This window comes from Desulfatiglans parachlorophenolica, assembly GCF_055394735.1.
Genome location: NZ_AP042460.1, coordinates 905,984 through 921,678, shown reverse-complemented (window position 1 = coordinate 921,678; position 15,695 = coordinate 905,984). Strand labels below are relative to the sequence as shown.

At 57.3% G+C, this 15,695-nt stretch carries 12 protein-coding genes; 3 read left to right on the top strand and 9 right to left on the bottom strand.

The window, feature by feature from the left end:
- Window positions 1-14 precede the first annotated feature (14 nt).
- Genes ACZ500_RS04205 through ACZ500_RS04195 form a run of 3 tightly spaced genes read right to left on the bottom strand, consistent with a single transcriptional unit; the run spans window position 15 to window position 4,515 of the window.
- The gene (locus ACZ500_RS04205) at window positions 15-2,204 is read right to left on the bottom strand and encodes a hydantoinase/oxoprolinase family protein (protein WP_464231280.1); all 2,190 of its coding nucleotides are present in this window, start codon (window positions 2,202-2,204) and stop codon (window positions 15-17) included.
- Entirely contained in the window at window positions 2,201-2,548 is a 348-nt protein-coding gene (locus tag ACZ500_RS04200) for an acetone carboxylase subunit gamma (RefSeq protein WP_464231279.1), read from the bottom strand. The genes ACZ500_RS04205 and ACZ500_RS04200 overlap by 4 nt, the downstream gene beginning before the upstream one ends.
- A complete protein-coding gene (locus ACZ500_RS04195) occupies window positions 2,545-4,515 on the bottom strand; it encodes a hydantoinase/oxoprolinase family protein (protein WP_464232992.1) in 1,971 nt (656 codons plus the stop codon). The genes ACZ500_RS04200 and ACZ500_RS04195 overlap by 4 nt, the downstream gene beginning before the upstream one ends.
- 567 nt (window positions 4,516-5,082) lie before the next feature.
- On the opposite strand from ACZ500_RS04195, the gene ACZ500_RS04190 reads away from it, so the two are divergent.
- Window positions 5,083-5,325: a hypothetical protein gene (locus ACZ500_RS04190; RefSeq protein WP_464231278.1), complete on the top strand. Its 243-nt coding sequence runs from the start codon at window positions 5,083-5,085 to the stop codon at window positions 5,323-5,325.
- 22 nt (window positions 5,326-5,347) lie between these two features.
- Here ACZ500_RS04190 and ACZ500_RS04185 read toward each other — a convergent pair whose 3' ends face one another.
- The 6 genes from ACZ500_RS04185 to ACZ500_RS04160 all read right to left on the bottom strand — a co-directional run bounded on the left by ACZ500_RS04185 (window position 5,348) and on the right by ACZ500_RS04160 (window position 12,976).
- Window positions 5,348-6,715, bottom strand: a complete 1,368-nt coding sequence (locus tag ACZ500_RS04185; protein ID WP_464231277.1) for a biotin carboxyl carrier protein — start codon at window positions 6,713-6,715, stop codon at window positions 5,348-5,350.
- A 150-nt stretch (window positions 6,716-6,865) separates the two neighbouring features.
- Window positions 6,866-8,191 (bottom strand): phenylacetate--CoA ligase family protein, encoded by a 1,326-nt coding sequence (locus tag ACZ500_RS04180; protein WP_464231276.1) that lies wholly within the window; start codon window positions 8,189-8,191, stop codon window positions 6,866-6,868.
- Between the two features lie 65 nt (window positions 8,192-8,256).
- Window positions 8,257-9,486, bottom strand: a complete 1,230-nt coding sequence (locus ACZ500_RS04175; RefSeq protein ID WP_464231275.1) for a Tm-1-like ATP-binding domain-containing protein — start codon at window positions 9,484-9,486, stop codon at window positions 8,257-8,259.
- A gap of 21 nt (window positions 9,487-9,507) precedes the next feature.
- The gene (locus ACZ500_RS04170) at window positions 9,508-10,110 is read right to left on the bottom strand and encodes a helix-turn-helix domain-containing protein (protein ID WP_464231274.1); all 603 of its coding nucleotides are present in this window, start codon (window positions 10,108-10,110) and stop codon (window positions 9,508-9,510) included.
- 100 nt (window positions 10,111-10,210) lie between these two features.
- The gene (locus ACZ500_RS04165) at window positions 10,211-11,890 is read right to left on the bottom strand and encodes a PEP-utilizing enzyme (protein WP_464231273.1); all 1,680 of its coding nucleotides are present in this window, start codon (window positions 11,888-11,890) and stop codon (window positions 10,211-10,213) included.
- 66 nt (window positions 11,891-11,956) lie between these two features.
- Window positions 11,957-12,976, bottom strand: coding sequence for a PEP/pyruvate-binding domain-containing protein (locus ACZ500_RS04160; protein WP_464231272.1), 1,020 nt, complete (start codon window positions 12,974-12,976; stop codon window positions 11,957-11,959).
- Window positions 12,977-14,100: 1,124 nt separating this feature from the next.
- Here ACZ500_RS04160 and ACZ500_RS04155 point away from each other — a divergent pair.
- Complete coding sequence (locus ACZ500_RS04155; RefSeq protein ID WP_464231271.1) at window positions 14,101-15,255, top strand: thiolase family protein; 1,155 nt, start codon at window positions 14,101-14,103, stop codon at window positions 15,253-15,255.
- 8 nt (window positions 15,256-15,263) lie between these two features.
- Window positions 15,264-15,674, top strand: coding sequence for a Zn-ribbon domain-containing OB-fold protein (locus ACZ500_RS04150; RefSeq protein ID WP_464231270.1), 411 nt, complete (start codon window positions 15,264-15,266; stop codon window positions 15,672-15,674).
- Window positions 15,675-15,695: the final 21 nt, after the last annotated feature.

Genomic DNA, 15,695 nt, shown 5'->3' with positions numbered 1-15,695 from the left:
TCTCCTTCCCATCATCAAGAAAGTTTCCGGGCCGTATCTCTTGCGGGACTCTGACCGGAACCACCTGCTATCGGCTCCAGCAGCCCCTGACCGTAGGGGTCCATAGTGAATCGCCATCCGGGGTTGATGACACCCGTCGTATCCCTCGCCTCGATCACCGCTGGACCAGTGACAACATTCCCGGGCAGGAGTTCTTCGAGGATGTAGAGGTTCGTATCGATGAATTGGCCCAAATCGGCGAAATAGACCGGGCGCGTACCCTTGCCGGCCGCTGCCGGAGCTTGCAAGCCGGCGGCCTCTTTAGGGCTCATTTCGAGATGCCGGCTGGGGACGCTCGCCTTCAGGAAGAAATTCTCCACATTGATGCCACCCTGGGGAAACGCAGCCTCCGGCGAGTAGGTTTTTGCATAGGTTTCTCCAAAAGCGTCGCAGATATCCTTCACATCCCCGGCGGATTTGATCTCCAGGTGCGGGGATTCCAGCTTCGTGTAGTTGTATTGCATCCCGTAGCGCATCTCCAGTTCGAGGACGAATTGTACATCCCCCACCGTAGATCCCTCCATCTTCAAATCCCGGAGTGCCAGATCCTTCAACTCCCTCACGACGCTGTTGAAGGCCTCGTAGTCCTCTGTATAGGCCTGGGTGGCGTATTGGAACAACTTGATCGACCGTGTCCTGTCGAAAACCTGCATCACGTCGACTGTGGATGCCCCGAAGGCCCCGAAAACAGGTGAAAACGGCGACATAATGACCTTCTTGATTTCAAGATAGGGTGCGATATCGAGGGCATGACACGGGCCCGCCCCGCCGCAGGCCAGGAGAACGAATTCCCTGGGATCGTAGCCTTTCAGAACGACCTCGTTGAAAACCTCCTGCCCCATCCTCGCATCGATGATTCGCCTGATCCTCGCCGCCGCCTCCACGACCTCGATGCCGAGTGGTTCAGCTATCTTTTCGCGGATCGCCTTTTCAGCCAGCTCCTTTTTGAGGCGCATCTTTCCCCCCAGGTAATGATCCGGGTTGAGATAGCCGAGGATGAGGTCCGCGTCGGTCACAGTAGGCTCTGTCCCCCCTTGGTCATAGCATGCCGGCCCCGGCATCGAGCCGGCTGACTGGGGGCCAACCTCCAGCCTGTTGCCGAAAAGGGTGTTGATCCAGGCGATCGAACCGCCTCCCGCTCCGATGGATTTCACCTCGATGGCGGGGATGTTCGTACGCCAGCGGTCGATGACGGGAATAAAATCATAGGTCTTGATCTGACCGTCCGACACAACCCCGATGTCATAGGACGTACCCCCCATATCGGTAAAGATGAGGTTGTCCATGTCATGCATCTGACCGATGAACCGGCTGCCGTGCAGTCCGGCCACAGGTCCGGCGTTGTAGGTGAGGATGGCGCGCGTCCGGGTCACCTTCTTCATGCCGCCGACGTTCTGAACCAGTGTCAGCGGCCGCGTGTAACCGTTGTCCTTGAGTTCCCAGACGAGCCTCGTCAACTCTTCTCCCATGACACTGTGGATATAGGCGTTGACGATAGTCGTCGTGAAGCGCGTGTACTCGCCCATCTTTGGAGAAATGCTGTGGGAAAGAAAAACAGGCATCGAACCGAGGTAGTCTTCCGGATATTCCGCTTCGATGATTTCTTTCACCATCTTCTCATGGACAGGGTTGTAACAGGACCACATGAGACAGATGACATACCCCATCGCACCGTTTTCCATGAGATACTGGAGATTCTCGAGTACGTCATCGCGCTTCAGGGGCATGATCACATTTCCGAACGAATCGACACGCTCGCGCAAACCTGAAATCATATCCCTTGAAATGAGAGGTTCGGGTTTCTTTATCCGGGCAAGATCCTTGGTCTCATGACCGAATAGACCATCGGCCCAGGAGCGTCCGCGGCCGATCGCGATGGTGTCTTCGAACCCGGCCGTGGTGATCAGGCCAAGTTTCGGGCCTGTCCGTTCGATCAGGGCATTCGTCCCCAAAGTCGTACAGTAGCGAATCGACTCGCATTCATTGAGGAATTTCTTTAACGGCAGACCGAAATCCTTGGCCAACTCCCGCAGGCCTTTCATAAAACCGACAGAAAGATCGTAGTGGGTGGTCGGTGACTTTGCGATGGTAAAACGGCCGCCGTCCTGTTCTGCAAAAAAATCCGTGAAGGTTCCACCGATATCGACTTCAACTGTATAGCTCATCTTCCCCCTCCTGTCGGCAGGCCGTGTCTCTTTTTCAACGAATCGATGTCCAATTCTATGTCGTGTGTAATCGGATGACCTGGCGGGAGATATTGATTCTCGACCATCAATCCGCACTGCGGGCAATAGAATTCTATGATCCGGCACCATTCGGGGTTAGGGGCGTATGTAAAGGCCGTTCCCTTTGCCAGAGGCTCGTGAATCTCTTCGGGCGACCTTTCACGCACCAGGCAGCCCTTCTTGTAGTTTTCCCGGGCATTCACCAATTCCCGGTTGCACCGGTTGCAGCACCACATCTCTTTCTCGAGATCGATATCAAGCGCGTCGGTTATTCTGATCTTCATGCTGTCGCCTCCTCGAAAATCCCGTTGCAGTAGGCATCCACGGTGTAAGTCCAGCCTTCCCTCACAACATAGGTCGTATCGATGGCTTCGACGATTGCCGGCCCGCCGACAACATTGCCGGGCATCAGTCTTCCCCTGTCGTAGATGCGCGTCGCGGCCATTCCTTCTTCGCTCCAGCATACCTCCCGCATACCCATCAGGGCCGGAGAGGGGTCCTGAACACCCTGATTCTGTTCCGTGACCTCGTAGTGGGGAATCGCCGCGGTGGCATGAAGGAACAGGACAGGTGCAAAAACGTCCTCTGCCTCCCAGAGCTTAGGCGCCTGTTTCTCGAGGGCATCAGAAACACCGGCCGCCCAATCGAGCCCCCTGATCACAATCCTCCCCTCCGGCGAGTCATCCCCGCGGCTCAAGAAGAATTCCACCCTGTAGTGGACTTCGGATTCGCTGAACCCTTCCCCTCTCATGTCGCGGGCGGCACCGGCATGCATCTCTTTTACAATCTTGTCGATCCCTGCCTCCGGATCGATCTTTCCGTCCTTCTTGATCCAGTATCCCAGACGCCGCGAATAGATGTGCCATATATCCATGCTGGAGAGAGAACACGCAGAGAAAACGGAGGCAAACCGGGGGGCGATGATCTTCCTGATGCCGGCATGCCTGGCCAGGCCACAGCAATGCCCCGAGCCCGCTCCACCGTAAACGACGAGAACCGGTTCGAGGTCGGGGCGTATCGAGTCGGCCATCCCTTTGAGCTTCGTTCCCATGTGCTCGTCCACGGCATCCCGTATCGCCAGCGCCGCCTGAAGAACGCTTTGGTCGAGCTGAGAAGCGATTCTGTCCTCGATCGCCTGGAAGGCCTTCTGGGGATCGAGTTGCATCTTGCCGCCCAGGTAGTTTGCCGGGTCGATGTATCCAAGGACAACGTCCGCGTCGGTCACCGTCGCATGGGTCCCCCCGAGACCGAAACACGCGGGTCCGGGAAGCGCTCCAGCCGATTGAGGACCCACCTGAAGCCGCCCCTTGCGCACGCCTGCAATGGAACCCCCGCCCGCCCCGATGGCCTTGATGGCGACCATCGGCGTACTGAGCGTCAGGCCTTCCACGTCGGGTTTCAAGGTGAAGTTGGGCTGGCTGTTCAAGACGATGCCCATGTCGAAGGAGGTACCCCCCATATCGCCGGAGACGAGCTTCGGGGCCTTGTAGAGCCGGGCAAGCGCCGCGACGCCCATAAGGCCGGCTGCAGGGCCGGAGTTGTAGGTGTTGATCGCCTTGGTCTTCGACACCCGCGCAACCCCGCCTGTAGCATGCACGATCAGCAGGGGGCGGCTGTAGAAACGTTTTCTCAGATCCTCACCCGCCTTGTAGAGAAATTTGACGAGCCGCGCGTGGATGTAGGCATTGACGACAGCGGTGTTGACCCGCTCCTGATCGCCGGGCAGTTGACTGACATCCGAGGCGAGGAACACCGGGACCGACCCGAGATAGTCCCTCGGGTATTCTTCCTTGATCCAGCTGCGCACCTGCTTTTCATGAACCGGGTTGTAGACCGAATTTTTCAGACAGACCACCAGGCACCGGGCGCCTTGGTCAAGCAGTTCCTGGGCCGACCTGAGGGCCTCATCCCGATCCAGCTTCTCTACCTCAGCTGCATCTTCGTCGATGATCCCTTTCAAGGTTCGAACCATCTCCTGGTAGACAAGCGGCGAATCATCATCCTCATTCACGACCTCGAGGCCCCCGTCCTGCCCCTGACTCAGCAACAGACCGATCTTCGTGCCATTTCTTTCAATCAGGGTATTTGTGCCGATGGTGGATGAAAACCGGATCACGTCTGTCTGTGTCAGGAGATCTTCGACCCCGATATTGAATGCATCGGCTCCAGCTTGGATGCATTTCATAAAGCAGACGGTAAGATCGTGAGGTGTGGTCGGTACTTTAACGGTGTTTACTCCACTGTCTCCCATAAAAAAGCCATCTGTGAAAGTCCCCCCCGTGTCAATGTCGATCGTGTAGCTCATACCCATCCTCCCTGCCTGATTTTTTGTCTCAATTCCTTGTGACACCGCCTTCATCAAGCCCCGTATGCATCCATTGCCCTTTCCCCTTTTGCAACCGTTTTCAGACATCCCTCAAGTCATTCATCTTTTATCCGTGTCCCCTTGAAAACCCCGACGCGCGCATGGACTCCCGGTCTCTTTTCCGCATCCCTCAGCAGGCCTCCCTCATCAAACACGTCGCGCCACGCAGGGCCGGCTCGCTTCGCTTTGCGACGCCAAAAACAGAAAGTTCAAAAAGAAAATGCTTCCCACCCGGAAAGAGGCTGCCTTCGCCCATTGCTCGGGCAAAAAGGGAATCTTGATCGATTGATCTTTTTCAGATTTTCATCTTAAACAACTACTTTAACGTTATAATCGACATATATTTTGTTGATCGCTCGATCTATTTTCAACCACAGCCAAAAATTTTTGTCAAGCGAAATTTATTGAGCGACCGATCAATTCGGTCGGTTTTTACCTAGTTTCCATCCGGAAATGGTCTTTTTGGCCAATCTCGGCGTCAATCTGCACGTTTGCTTGTGCGGCGACCTGCAGGTCGCCTCCGCGCAAACGTTTGATTTCCTTGATATTGGCCAAAAATCCTCATTTCCGGATTGGAAACTTTGCCGCGCTGGATGCTCTTTTCCGGATGGACACTACTTAGAAAGGATTCTGGCTGAAAGGGGCTTTGGAAGGCGTGCAGTCAGTCATACCCCCCGGCCTGACCGGGGGGCATGACCTACGCCTGGGGGGAGAAAAACTAGCAGGCGTATTCGGGGTTGATGGGACCTGCAGCGAGCATGGCTTCGACCTCGTTCTGCTTGAGGGAATAACGCAGCAGAAACTCCTCGTCGGATACTTCGGGGCCCATGCCGCTGGCTTTGCGGATCTCTTCGATGGAGGGTTGGGGGAACGCTTCCTTCATCATCTTTTTTGTCTTTTCGAGGCTGTGGACCTTGTCCAGCACTTCGGGATCGATGGCTGCCGGAGACTCTCCGAAATACCCCAGGACGTATTGAATGATCCCGTCGGGAACGATCTTGTAGCGCTTTCCGGAGATGATGTTCATCGCCGCCTGGGTGCCGACGAACTGGCTGAGGGGGGTGACCATGATCGGGTAGCCGAGCTCCTTCCGGACCCGTTTGATCTCCTCGATCACCTCCGGCAGACGGTGCTCCATTCCTGCCTCGCCCAACTGCCGCTTGAGTGTGGAGACCATGCCGCCCGGAACCTGATGCTCGTAGTAGGCCGCATCGTAGGCCGCCGGCATCCCGGGTTTCCTCCCCTCCTTCTCCGCTATAGCGTAAAGCCGCTCCGAAATGCCCTTCAAAACGTCCATCGCCACATCCGTTTCGCACTCCAGCCCCTTCATTTCCTCGACGATCTGGAAGATCGACGGCTGAGACGTTCCGTCGGCCAAAGGCGGCATGGCCGTGTGAAGGATATCGATGCCCTGCCGGATCGCTTCCAGATACACCTGCGGCCCAAGCCCCGCGCTGCAGTGGGTGTGGATCTCGAGCGGCTTTTCGCCGATCGCCTCGCGGATGACGGGGACCAGTTCCCTGACGCGCTCAGGGGTCAAAAGCCCTCCCTGGTCCTTCAGGTAAACCGTATCGACCTCCCTGCACGCGACGATCTCCCTGGCCTTTTGCGCGTAGTATGCATCGGTGTGCACCGGACTGATGGAATACGAAAGCGCCACCACGAACTCCTCGATGCCGGCCTGCTTGGCCATACGGGCGTTCTTGGAAATCACATCGATGTCGTGGGCGGCATCGATCAGCCAGACCCTGCGGATCCCGTTGGCGGCCACGGTCTTCAGGACGAGTTCCACGATCGAATCCGGGGAGCGCACGAACCCGATGAAGCGCCTGCCGGTCGTGCCAAAGCTGAGCGGTGTATTGGGTATCGCCTTTGCGGCCAGACGGATCTTCTCGAAGGGATTTTCCTTGTGATACCTGACGGAAACACCCATATGGATGCTGCTGATAAAATCGATTGCCTTGAAGCCTGCCCGGTCCATATCCGCGGCCACGCTCAGGATCATGCCGGTCGTAAGTCCCGTGGCATCCCAGAGACTCTGGTTGCCGTCCCGCAGCGTCGTGTCCACAAAACGAATCTTTCTCATTTCATTCTCCAGGTGTTGGAAATCCTGTCGGCGGCATGCAATCACCGTCGTGGGCGAAGCCGCCAGCAAAACCGGCCTTCACGCCCCTCGCCTGCGCAGCAAAGGGGCCGCCGTTCTGCCTGCGGCGGCCTTGCCCCAGCTCGCTCCTGTCTACTCCTCATAGAGTTTACGGATCAGCTTCCCTTTGTATTGATATTGCGGCAGTTCCTGGACGAGTTCCACCTCGGCCTGGAAGATCAGCCTGGCCCTCAGCTCCCTTTCCAGGAGTTTCTTCAGCTCCTTCAGATCGCCTGGTTCCTCGCCGAGTTCGGCCTTGATCTTCAGGGGCGGTTTGACGGCCGTCCCGGGCGCTTCCAGTTGGACCTCGATCTGGCCGGTCAGGCGCGGCTTGAAGGTACTCGCCACATCCTTGATGGCGAGGGGGTAGACGTTTACGCCCAGGACAGTGAGCATGTCATCATAGCGGCCCAACACCTCGATCCGCATTCCGCCCCGTCCGCAGTCACAGGTTTCGACACCGACAACCCGCACATGATCCCGCGAGCGGTAGCGCAGCAGGGGCATGGCCTGATGGATCAAACCGCTGTAGACCAGTTCACCCGTGGCCCCCTCTTTGATCTCCACTGGCTTGTCGGTCTCCGGATCGATCAGCTCGACGTGGACGATCCCCTGGGCGATATAGTGCATTCCGCGCCCGCGGTTCTCGACGCATTCGCCCCAGATGATGCAGGACTGCTCCCCCATCCCCATCCCCTCGATGACGGTGGCTCCGAAGGATTCCTCGACCAGCGGCCTGACCGCTCTGGTCCCTCCCTCCGCACCGCCGATGATGCGCCGGATCCCCATTTTCTTCGGATCGATCCCGGCCTTCTCGACCTCTCTCAGCAGATAGCTCCAAAAGGAAACGGTGGAGTGCAGGGCATTCGCACCCTGGTATTTGAAGGCGCTGATGACCCTGTCCGTATTGAAGCCGGTCGGGAAGTTGACCGCCCCCATCTTCTCCAGGCCCTCGCGGAAGGTGTCGGCGATGAACGGGGCGGTCGGGATGTTGACGACGATGCTGTCCGGCCGGATGCCTCCGCCCCAGGCAAAACGGGCGATCCCCTCGGCGTGGACGTTCAGGATGTCGCTCTGCGTCAAACCGATGTAGGTCGGGATCCCCGTGGTGCCGCTCGAGGAATACACCCGTCTCAGATCCACGACATCCACCGCGCGGTGCGCACCCACCGGCGCATTGCGCATCTGTGCTTCACGCAGTTCGCTCTTGACGGTAAAGGGCAGTTGGTCGATCTGTTCGATGCTCTCGATGTCTCCGATTTCAAGGCCGGCGGCCTTGAATTTTTCCCGGTAAAGCGGCGAGTTCTTGCCTACGTGCTCCAGCTGTTTCAAAAACAGTGGGTTATGCAGGGCATTGATCTTGTCGACGGTGAGCGATTCCATTTTTTCGTTGAACAATCTGGGCCATTGATCCGCCATGATGTGTCTCCTTTCCCATTCGCCCGGGAAAAACGCCGGCGCGCTATGTTTCGTGGCCGCCTCTTTCAGCGGCCGCTTTTCATGAATTCATCGAGGATATCAACCATCCGTTCGGCCATCGGCGTATCCTCGAGATTGCAGTCGATCTCCTCGAGCGGGATATCCGCCCTGAGATGCCTCTTCAACTCCTCGACGAACAGCCGGTCCTCGGCCGGGTCATAGAGGATGCCGCCCTCCTGGTCGATCGATGACCAGCCCCTCAGAGGGATAACCATCTTGAGGGGGCCTTTCGCCTTGTTCATCTTTTCCGCATACATCCGCGCGCCGACCAGGAGTTCATCCACCGGGAAACGCGTCATCGCCCGCATCTGATCGATCTCCAGGACCCGGCCGGCGGCGACGTACTTCGGGCGGTTGTGCCGAGTGGGTCCGGCGCCGGTCAGATTCAGGCAGCACGGCGCCCAGACCTGCGGAATGCCCCTTTCCAGAGCGGCGTCCAGCCGCTTCAGCCCGGCTGCACGGTTGCCTTTGAACTGCTCTTCGACCAGACCCGCCGGCACGATCTCCACAACACCGTCGAAGAACCCCTGTTCGATGAGACGATCCATGGCACGGTCGCTGACCCCTTGGGCATGAAACGGAAAGACGTGGTATCCCTTCTCTGTCAGCAGCTTCTCGACGTTCTTCGCGCACTGATCCGAGAAGCCCAGCTCCGTGATGGCCACCGAGGGATAGGGCAGCTTGAGGAAGCGGCAATCCATCGACTGCTCCGCCATCCCGCAGATCGCCCCCGCGACCTGCGCGAGCGCGTTTTTCATGAGATCGCTCATCCCGGACACCTCCAGGATGATCTGCATCACGGCGAGGTCCGTCGCTTCGAACCAGCGGTTGATGTACGCGGGCATCGCCGCCGGGGTGGCGATCAGCTTCGGGACCCCGAAGGGCAGCCGGGCCATCACCCGGGCCCCGACCAGGGCGATCGTCGCGCCTCCCAGGGCCACGATACCGTCCAGTTTCCCCTCCGAGAGCAGACCCAGCGCGGTCTCGACTGCCCCGGCCGTCATGGCATCCGTCACCTCAGCCCTGTTCCGCGATTCTCTCAGCAGCGCGATATCTTTCCCGACGCGCGCCGCGATCTCTGCGGGTCCGATATCGGCATTGACCGAGGGCAACCTCCCCATGCTGATATCCATCAGGATGGGGAGGTTGCCCATCCCCTCGATCTTTCGCCGCAGGAATCCGAGCTGCTCCCATTTTGTGTCGGTTGTGCCTATAATGATGATGTTCTTTGCCATCCAGACCCTCCTTGCGGCTCATCACAATCGCTTGTAGTTGAACATCACTGCCAGGAGCTTCGCCTTCTTCTCCCCGACGCTACGGCCGTAATGCGGCACGCCCGCATCGAAATAGACGCAGTCGCCCTCTTCCATCATCGTGCTCTTGCCGTCATAGACAAACTCGTGGCGGCCCTCCAGCACGTAGAGAAGCTCTTCCCCTTCGTGCTGAAAAACCCCCTTTTCCTCGAACGCCGGTTCGATGATGTAGGGGAGCATGTTCTTGCCCGGCTTTTTCGAGGCCAGTGCTTCATACTTGTACCCGTAGAAGGCGCCTACGGTTTCGACGACCTCGCCCGCACCGCGCCTGGTGAACGTGATGCGCGGGTCGACGTCCTCTTCCCCGTTTCCTTCAAAAAGGAATCGGACATCGACCCCAAGCGCATTGGCGATCTTGTTGACCGTGGAATAAGGCGGAGCCTTCTTCGAGCGTTCGATCTTCGAGAGATAACTCTTGGTCAATCCCGTAAGATCCGCCAGTTCCTGAAGGGTCATGCCCTTCCTCTCCCGCAGATTCCTGATATTCTGTGTGATCCATTCTTCCTGCATACGACGCTTCTCTTCCAGATCATTGCCAGTTTCCATCCGGAACTGATGATTTCTCTCCACCGGCTTCGCCGCACAAGCAAACGTGCAAAATGACGCCGATATTGGCGAAAAAGACCCTTTCCGGATGGTAACGAATCTAAGCTTTGATATAAACGACGCCCAGGTCCCCGTCTATCCGGATGGTCATGCCGGTCCTGATCTTCTGGCTTCCTTCGACACAGCCTGCCACGCACGGAATCCCGTATTCCCGAGCCATGATCACCGGGTGCGACAGCGCGCCTCCTCCGTCCGTCACCAACCCTTTAATCACGCTGAAGGCAGCCGTCCACGCGGCCGATGTCCCCGGAGCCACGAGGATTTCACCGGGCTCCACCTCCGGAAGCTGGTCCGCGCTCATGATGACCCTTGCCCTTCCTTCGTAAACACCCGGGGCCGCCGCTGCACCGTAAAGGTCCGCCTTGAGTTCCTCCCTTACAATCGGGACCTGCGTCGAAACGGAAAGCGTGGGATCGCTCTTGAGGACATCCTGCGCCTGGGAAATGTCACCGTAAAAGGGAACCGGCTCGACCTTCGAGTTCTCTTCCCATGCCTCCTTGCGCCGCTGGACATATGGCCGCAAGTCGACCTTCCCCATAGGGATGGCGGCCTTGCGAATCTCATCAGGATGAAGGAAGTGAATGTCTTCCGCCGAATCGATGCATCCGGCAAGAGCAAATCTGCGGCCGAACTCGGTCACGATCCACCGCCCGAGCGCCCCGACATAAAAATCACAGAAGTAGGTGTGGTCTTCGCTCCAATACCCCGATCTCTGTGCCGCTTTCATCAGCACCTCGAAGGAATCCTTCACCTCCGCCGGCACTTTTTCGAGCACATTTTTCTCGGCCTGCTCCCTTTCCAATATGATGCGGCCCCGCTCGGTATCGAACGTAAACTCCTCATCCTTCATCAGCATCTTCACCCGGTTCAATGCCAGCGAAGGTCTTTCGATCCAGGCCGGGGTGTCATAGGCATGCATCCGCTCACACCGCCACCCATGACGGGTGAGGAACGCGTGATATTCTTCCAGCCACTCCCGCCCTCTTTCGTTTTCGTTCAACAGGCGGAGAATCTCCTCCCTGTCCGAACCTGCGAATGCCTCTTCGAGTCCCATCGAAACCGCTTTTCTGCTGAGCCGCCACAATTCCCGCATCACCTTGACATCCTGGTTTTCGAAACCGGACATGAGCTTGCCGAAATCCGGATCGATGGGGGCGTCGCGGCCGAAAAGATCCTTCCACATCAGCTGAAAGAGACCGTTGATATAGTAGGAGGCCATCATCATGATCATGTGGATTTCACCTTCCTTGCGGTTGATGGTATAGGTGAAGTCGAGGAAAAACGAAAGCAGTTCGATGTTGGTCAGCCTCTTGATATCACCCCAGTCTTTCAACCCACGGGATTCTTTGGCCTCTGTGTAAAGCTCGATCAGTTCCTTCTTGTACCCATCCCAGACGGCATCGAAATCCTGCAGAAACGGCTTGATCTTCTGCCTGAAATAGGGTTCCCTCTCCCTCCGCTCCTCCTCGGTGGTCCGAATGGCTGTGATGTAGGGGTATCCCTGAATAAATCTCGAATCCCACCCACGCGTCGTCGGCAGAAAGAGGGTTTCCGAGCCGTATCTGAATCCGGAATAGTACCAGTACCAGCCAATCCCGATATAAAGGGGCTTCATAGCCGGTTTTCCATGCACGACATCGCACAGCAGCACACCGTAGCTTTGGGGATCTTTCTCATCATCGAATTCGTAGAAAGACAGATCATAAGCAGGATGAAGCATAAAGGCCTCCCTTTGGTCAATGCGTTAAAGAAATGTGATTTGCTGGATCCCTTTTTCGTGCATGTCTCAGGTCCCCATCCTCGATAGCATCATATCGAGCACCTTGTCGACGGGGTCTTTCTGTTTGGCTACGACTTCGGCGCGGGTCTGAAGAAGGAGGATGCTCATCGGAAAGACGAGATCCTGATCGATGGCCCACTCGCAGTCTTGCGGAACATTGAAATGTTCTTCGAGAACCTTTCCGAGACGGCCCAATTCTGCAGCCTCTTCATCGCTGATACAGAACTGCCGGCGCATATTCTCAGGTGTTTTCACCTCTTTTGTGCCCAGGGCATCGAAGCCGATATAGCTCTCTTTGGTTCCCAGCGTTTTTTCAATCGGCTTCAGGTTGGCCTTGTCAAGGACAAGGAAATCAGGGCGCGCATTGCCGCTCACAACGCTCTCTCCCAATCCCCAGTTCGCTTCGATGATCATGCGCGATGCGTTGCCATTGTTCGGATCGACTGTAAACAGCACGCCCGCCGACTTTGCATGGACCATCTTCAAGACCGCGACGCCGATCGGGTCGCAGCCAAGCGGCAGACCGTGCCTGCTCCGCGAGGTCAACGAGACCATATTGAAGGTGCTCGACCAGACCTTTTTCACTTTTTCGAGCAGATCCGTCTCCCCCTTCACATTCAAGCAGGTTTCATACTGCCCGGGGTGACTGACCGCTCCCGCGGAACGGACCGAAACGGCCACATCCCTCATGCCCAATCTTTCGTTCAGCCCCCTGTAGTGCGACAGAATCGCATCCTCGAGTTCATCCGGAATCTTTTTCGACTCCACGATCCCGCGCAACACCCGACTGACATCCTTGAAGCCCCCAAGATTCTCGGGCCTCAGATCGATGCCCGCCAGATGCTTTTCGATCTCCTCCCCCGCCCCGGACAATTTCATGAAATCTTTATAAGCGTTTACACTCAGCGCAAAACCGGACGGAACCCTCAGACCCATCTGCGCCATCTCACCGAGATGAGCGCATTTTTTCCCAACAAGCTCTTTGTGCTCCTGACCAAGCTTTTCGATCCAGACTACCCCTTTCATCAAAATGCCCCCCTTCCTGTTACGTTTGTCCCTGTCATTCAGGAGACTGCATCGTTTCCCCTGGGACAGGCCTCACCGGCCGTCCTTCACATCGTCCCGCCGCCATTGGCGACGCGCCGGCCGGAAGGTCTTACGCCCGGAACCGTTCAATGCCCTCTCCTGGGAACAAGAGGAACATACCTCCTGCGGTGCACAGGACAGATGCCCACGAGGCGAAGAGGTCTGTGCTCCACCCGGTCGACCCTTAACATGCCGAAATATCCTTCGGGGCGCAGAAACGCATTCTGCATGTCCACTATCACCAAAGCACTTCGTGCGCGCTCCAATGAAGCAGCTTCCGGTTCGGCGTTCAGGGTGATCATGAGATACAGTCCTTGTGCGATTCCAGCCGGAAGGGGCGTTTGTCGGCCTGACTCGACCCCGATCCCGGTCACTGAGTCAAAAGTGGTCTGCCGTTTTTCATGATCTCTGGAACAGGTTTCAACAATCTGGACAGACAACGCTCCTCGAGATTGGACACCCGCCCCGTGGTTTCACCTGCTCTTTCCGATAGAGAGAAAACACGCGAATTCGTCTTGATATCGATCAAGCCATGGAACAGGGCATGATACGCAACACAAGCCCGCGTCGCGCGAAAACGGGAAACAGGAGACCGGTTTTCGATCTCAGGAAACATGCGATGTGTACATTTGGTTGACATGCTCCTCATTCTTACCGACAATCCCAGGATACGCATAGAGGGGAACGAAACCCAACATCAATAAATCAGTCGATATAGCAATATGTTATCAAGCGAATCAATCCGCATTTATTTGAATCTCATTCAGGCTCCATCTCTAGCGGACGGTGTCCTTTTTGTCAACTAAAAAGAAACATTGTTTTTCATCTTGCGGGATCTGAAAAATATTATATTATTTACTATCAAATATTTTACGTATATATTTAAAATAATTTTTAGGTTTCCAATTTCGAAACAGGCATCCAGTTCTTCGTTTCTTTTTGAAACGATGGTCGCGCGATATCCGCTCCGTCTCTTTCTCCGGCCCTTGAGCCGGCAGTTGAACCCCGGACCGTGAAAATGATATAAAGGAGTTTTTCGCAACCCCCGAGCGAAAGGTGAAAAAATGAACCTAAGGGACCGCTATGCCATCGTCGGCATTGGCTACACGCCCCAGGGGCGCTTCCCCGACAGGACGGCGCTCAGCTTTTACGTCGAATCCTGCGCCAACGCCATCCTGGATGCAGGGCTCGAGCGCAAGGACATCGACGGACTGATCTGCTACCGCCAGTTTCCCACGAGGCCGGGCGAAGAGGAAATATCGCCCTATCTCGTAGCACAGCACCTCGGCCTTTCGCCCAACGCCATCAGCCAGGAGGCCAACTGCGCCCGGTCCCATGTACTGCATGCCCTGGCGATGCTGGAGGCGGGTCTTTGCCGGTACGTGGTCTTGAGCTACGCGGACACCTCCCGGTTGGGAACGCTCGGCAGCCCGCCGCCCTATACTGACAAAGCGGTCTTCGGACATTTCGGGCTGGCCGCCGATTATGCCATGGCCGCCCGGCGGGCCATGCATACGCAGCATACCGGTCCCGAAACATGGAAAAAGATCGCCGTCTCCCAGCGAAAGTGGGCGAACTTGAACCCTGCCGCCGTGATGCACGGCCAAAGCATGAGCGCCGAGGACTACGACCGGTCCCGATGGGTGGTGGAACCCTTCCGGCTGGCCGACTGCTGCCTCATGAACGACGGCGGCCGGGCCTGCGTGATCACATCGCTCGAAAGGGCGCGCGACCTGCGGCATCCTCCCGCCGCGATCATGGGGATCGGGCAGCACAACCCCTCCCGCGAGATTCAGGCCTCGACGGCGATGGACGGCCCGACAGGCGCATTCTTCGCCGGGCAAACGGCCTTCCGCATAGCCGGTGTGACCAGGGATGCCATCGATGCCTGCCAGATTTACGACTGCTTCACCTACACCGTGGAAATCACATTGCAGGACTACGGTTTCTTCGCCCCCGGCGAGGGGGAAGAGTGGTTCGACAACGGGCGGACCGCCCCGGGCGGCAGTCTGCCCGTCAACACATCAGGCGGGCTTCTGTCAGAGGCCTACTTCATGGGCCTCACACCGTTGACCGAGGCCGCCATGCAGCTCATGGGGCGCTGCGGAGCAAGGCAGCTGGGGCCGGCTACCGGGACCAAAACGCCTGAGCTTATCCTTTGCAGCGACAACGGCGGTGTTTTTCAGACCCACTCCACCACGATCCTGAGGAAAGGATGAAACCAGCGATGCCCGGAAAGATCCTGCCACAGCCGAACGCCGACACCCGTCCCTTCTGGGACTTCTGCAGCCGCCACGAACTCCGATTCCAGCGATGCGCTGCATGCGGGCACCTCCGCTGGCCTGCCTCTTTCATCTGCCCCATGTGTTACGAGAAGGCCTCTGAATGGGTTCGGTCGGAGGGCAAGGGAACGGTCTACAGCTACGTCGTCTACCGCCAGGCCTTCCACCCCGCCTTCGCCCAGGAGATCCCGTATGTCACAGCGGTCATCGCGCTCGAGGAAGGCCCCCATTTTTTGAGCGGCATCGTCGGGTGCGCGCCTGAGGCGGTCCACTGCGGCATGCCCGTCGAACTGTCCTGGGAGGATGTCGGCGAGGGGTTCAGTCTCCCGAAATTCAAACCGGCATGCCAACCATAAAAAGAATTCAACCAACGGGAT